Below are 3,922 nucleotides of genomic sequence, written 5' to 3' on the forward strand. Positions count from 1 at the left end.
TCGCTTAAATTTCTCAATGCCTTAATGGTTCGAAACGTATTTCACAGCATTTTTTTCTCCGTCAAATACTTCCAATACCTTTTCGGGACGTGTTGTACATGAAGTTTGTCGTTTTTGCGTTCCTTAATGTTGGTATGGTCAAAATATTCAATCCACAATTTTTGGTAATGGAGCTCTTTTTCGTCGAGTAGTTCTTTTTTTTGGCTTTCGCCAAAGGCAATCGGACGATCGAGCGATATCATTTCTATTGAGGTTAAATCGTTTAATAATGTTAGGAAAATGATGGAAACTCGTAAGCGTTTTTTTTAAGTCTGTGGCTGCGTCACTTAGCCAAAAAACTAAACTTAATTTCTAAAGTTTTTCAACTTATAAATTTAAAAAGCAATTTTTAAGAAAAAATTACTAACTTTAGCATCTATTTGTAAAAGGTCGAATTGCTTATTTCTATTCCATAAAAAATGAAAAATCTGAAAATTCTGATTCTAGAAGACGACACAGTCAGTGCTAAGTTGTATGAGTTGTACTTGCGCAAATATTTCAAAGAAATACATACTATTTTTCTAGCCCATACATTAGAAACGGCTTTGGATTGCTTTTTTGAGAATAAGCCCAATATTTTATTTTTGGATGTAAATATCGGAAATGATTTGGTATTTGCTTTTTTAGAAAAAATCAACACAGAAAATGTGTACAAAATTTGCATTACCTCCCACGAACATTATGCCGTAAAAGCTTACGAATTTCATATTCATAATTATTTAGTTAAACCTGTACTGATTGAAAAATTTATAGATGTCACCACAAGAGCAATCAATTGGATTGCTAACAATGATTCAAAAACAATAACACAGAATGTAGCCGTAAACAAATCTTTTATTGCCATCTCTTCGGCTAATAAAGTTGAAATCGTCGGTATGGAAAATATTATATATCTCGAAGCCTATGGGAGGTACACCATTTTTCATCTTAAAGACGCTCCTATAAAAATGTCTACATTAAACATGGGCGAATATGAAAATTTACTAGATAAAAACATGTTTATCAGAACGCACCACAAATTTATTATCAACATTAATGAAGTTCGCACAATCGAGAAGAATGTGGGCTATGATTGTCTTATGTCTAATAACAAACTGCTACCCGTTTCCAAGCGAAAAGTGAGTAATCTCATTCAATTTTTGAATTTAAAATAAGTGCTTTCCCAGTACTTCTAAATTTCCAAATTCACTTAATAATTTGACACTTATTAGGTTGTTTTCCCACTTGATAAATCAAGAAATTTATTGTGGGAAAAATCCAAATTTTTACAAAACCTTATTTTTAAAAGTATGTTTTAAGTTCGATGTTTTTGCAATGTTGCAGTACTATTGATGATCAAAACACTTTTATTAAAATACCAAATGGTTTTTAAAAATGTTAAGATGAATGAAATTCACATAGGCAAATTGATACGGGAAGCTTGTCTTGCCCTCCAAATAACGGATGAGCGAATGGAAAACTTTTTTTCAATGCCTTATGCTGAGGTTGAAAACATGTTTGCTCAAGAACATCTTTCTACCGATTTATTACTCAAATGGTCAAAATTGTTGAAGTTCGACTTTTTCAGGATTTACAGCGGACATTTGATGATGTACCACGGTATTTCGGCAAAACTATTAAAAGAAAAAACCGAGATATGTGCAGGATTGGATGTAAGAAAAAATCTCTACACACCCGAAATTAAAAATTTCATTGTTAATAAAGTGCAAACGAATCAAATAACCATACCAGAAGCCATTGAAAAATATGGCGTGGGTAGAACTACATTATTTAGATGGATTGCAAAGTTCAAAAAACAAGAAGAAGCTAAAAGGTAAATCATGAATACAGTCAACTACCAAGTAATTTTTACAGATATTATAAAAGAAGTGTATCCCGAGCGACTTCAGGAAAGTAATTTGTTGCATCAAATTAATAACATTTCCAATTTTATGGATGTGCTGAATGTGAATAAAATAATTTTTAATAAAGCGGGAGGTGACCGTAACAAACAGCAACAACGACTCAAAATTTATACGCACCAAGACGCTTTAGAAATTTTAAATTACCAAAAAGAATACCGACTAAGCAATACCGAAACTGCCAACCATTTCTGTATGAGCAGAAATACGCTCAAAAAATGGAAAGACCGTTGCCTTCACGAAAATTTATAAATGTCCAAGGTACAGAAAAATCTTAAGGCCTATTTATTAAAAAAACGATTGCTATCGCTATAACTTCAGGTCAAGCTACCGCTGTAGTTCACGCCCAATAGGTTTTACACCGGGCGATATCTTTTTGGACTGCTAAAATCACTACTCTGTATTTCCACTTATTTCGATATATGACCACTTATTGAATCAAAAAGTCGTGTAATCTTAATTTAATTAATTTTGTAAATAATTTTAGAACTATTTAACACTTCTGATAAAGAGGTTCTGAATGTTTGTATTAATAAGCAAGAGTGCATTGATGATGAATCCAATATTAAAAAAGCTTTTTACAATAATCTTTGTAACCTCACAGTTACTGGGTTTTGCTTGTACCACAGAAAGCGATACTGCTACAATTATCACTGTACGTTCTAACCATTTTTCTAACGATGCGGTATTTGTTGCGACAGATAAAGTTAAGGACAATTTTACAGGTTTTTATTTTAAAGAGAATACAATAATTTCGGGCTTCCACCGAGTTGTAGTCAAAGGTACTTCTAGCAATACTTCAGAAGCAAATTTTTTACAAATTAGAAATAACAGTAACCTCTATATAGCCGAGGGTGCCATATTTCACATCCATTTAGAATTACAAGATATTCGTACACCTCCCCCTCAGCTTACACAGGTTTCATTACTATGCCACAAACGGCTTTATAAAAAACAAAGCAGTGTAACAAAAAGTCCAGTTAAGAAAACCAGGCACTTAAGCGATGCCGTTTATACCACCGCAGGTAGAGGAATTTGGAAATATGGATTGAATGCTTTGGCTATGCCACAACAAGGAATGGCTTTTTCGCCGGCAAAAGTAACGACCTGCAACTTTATGATACCCCGCTTTTTATTTAAAGAAACCTTTGCCGCTTGTCCCAAGTTGACTGCTGAAGTAGCATGTTATATAAAACATTTTCAGAGGTGCACTTTTTCTTTGCCTCCCCCTCAGTTATCTTGATTTTTTCAGGCAATTCCTCTTGTGCAATTATGCTACGAGGTTAAATTAAAAATAACAAAACATTATATAGAACAAAATGAAAAAAATATTATTTTTATTGATGGCTATAAATAGCCTCACGGTCTTCGGACAGGTCGGAATTGGCACCACAACTCCTGATGGTTCAGCTCTTTTAGATATCGTAAGCACCTCAAAAGGCTTATTACCGCCTCGATTGACCACTGCACAACGTAACGCTATTGTAAATCCAGCACAAGGATTAATTATTTACAACTCAACCTTAAGTTGTATACAGGTAAACGATGGAACACCTGTTGCACCCCAATGGAATTGTTTTAGAGCTCCAACAGTTTCTAACCCATCAACAAACGGTACAGCTATTGTAACATCTTACGGCGGTGCTGGTTGTACAGGTTCTGGCACCATCAACGGAAGTATGACCCAAGGCGTAGCTGTTTCTGGTGTATCGATGACCCTTTATGCCAATGTGACCCAAATAGGTACATATACACTTTCTGCAATACAAAACGGTGTTACTTTCACAAGTAGTGGTACATTTACAACTACTGGCTGTCAAATAATCACTTTAACAGCCACAGGCACTCCAGTAACAACTGGCAATCAAAATTATACATTAAATATAACACCAACTACTACAGTTACTACAACAGTTACTCCAATTGGTTGATTGTTGTAAAGAAACAAATTTTTAGGGTCAAAAACTCAAGTTATTCCAGCT

General features: G+C 34.0%; 6 protein-coding genes. 5 read left to right on the forward strand and 1 reads right to left on the reverse strand.

Annotation, left to right across the window (positions count from 1 at the left end; all coding sequences use genetic code 11):
• Positions 1-41: 41 nt before the first annotated feature.
• Positions 42-242: a DUF4130 domain-containing protein gene (locus tag ACIQ2X_RS14470; RefSeq protein ID WP_396179659.1), complete on the reverse strand. Its 201-nt coding sequence runs from the start codon at positions 240-242 to the stop codon at positions 42-44.
• A gap of 216 nt (positions 243-458) precedes the next feature.
• Between ACIQ2X_RS14470 and ACIQ2X_RS14475 the strand changes: the two genes are divergently transcribed.
• The 5 genes from ACIQ2X_RS14475 (at position 459) to ACIQ2X_RS14495 (ending at position 3,871) form a co-directional block, all read left to right on the forward strand.
• A complete protein-coding gene (locus ACIQ2X_RS14475; RefSeq protein WP_396179660.1) occupies positions 459-1,193 on the forward strand; it encodes a LytR/AlgR family response regulator transcription factor in 735 nt (244 codons plus the stop codon).
• 228 nt (positions 1,194-1,421) lie between these two features.
• Complete coding sequence (locus tag ACIQ2X_RS14480) at positions 1,422-1,856, forward strand: transposase (protein WP_396179661.1); 435 nt, start codon at positions 1,422-1,424, stop codon at positions 1,854-1,856.
• Between the two features lie 3 nt (positions 1,857-1,859).
• Positions 1,860-2,192, forward strand: coding sequence for a helix-turn-helix domain-containing protein (locus tag ACIQ2X_RS14485; RefSeq protein ID WP_396179662.1), 333 nt, complete (start codon positions 1,860-1,862; stop codon positions 2,190-2,192).
• Between the two features lie 268 nt (positions 2,193-2,460).
• Positions 2,461-3,183, forward strand: coding sequence for a hypothetical protein (locus ACIQ2X_RS14490; RefSeq protein WP_396179664.1), 723 nt, complete (start codon positions 2,461-2,463; stop codon positions 3,181-3,183).
• Positions 3,184-3,259: 76 nt separating this feature from the next.
• Complete coding sequence (locus ACIQ2X_RS14495; RefSeq protein WP_396179665.1) at positions 3,260-3,871, forward strand: hypothetical protein; 612 nt, start codon at positions 3,260-3,262, stop codon at positions 3,869-3,871.
• The last annotated feature ends 51 nt before the right edge of the window (positions 3,872-3,922 follow it).

Origin of the sequence: Flavobacterium sp. (genome assembly GCF_044368625.1) — a bacterium.
Lineage (GTDB): Bacteria > Bacteroidota > Bacteroidia > Flavobacteriales > Flavobacteriaceae > Flavobacterium.

Coding starts and splice junctions, on each gene's coding strand:
- ACIQ2X_RS14470 (WP_396179659.1), bottom strand. CDS start 242: ATGATATCGCTCGATCGTCCGATTGCCTTTGGCGAAAGCCAAAAAAAA.
- ACIQ2X_RS14475 (WP_396179660.1), top strand. CDS start 459: ATGAAAAATCTGAAAATTCTGATTCTAGAAGACGACACAGTCAGTGCT.
- ACIQ2X_RS14480 (WP_396179661.1), top strand. CDS start 1,422: ATGAATGAAATTCACATAGGCAAATTGATACGGGAAGCTTGTCTTGCC.
- ACIQ2X_RS14485 (WP_396179662.1), top strand. CDS start 1,860: ATGAATACAGTCAACTACCAAGTAATTTTTACAGATATTATAAAAGAA.
- ACIQ2X_RS14490 (WP_396179664.1), top strand. CDS start 2,461: ATGTTTGTATTAATAAGCAAGAGTGCATTGATGATGAATCCAATATTA.
- ACIQ2X_RS14495 (WP_396179665.1), top strand. CDS start 3,260: ATGAAAAAAATATTATTTTTATTGATGGCTATAAATAGCCTCACGGTC.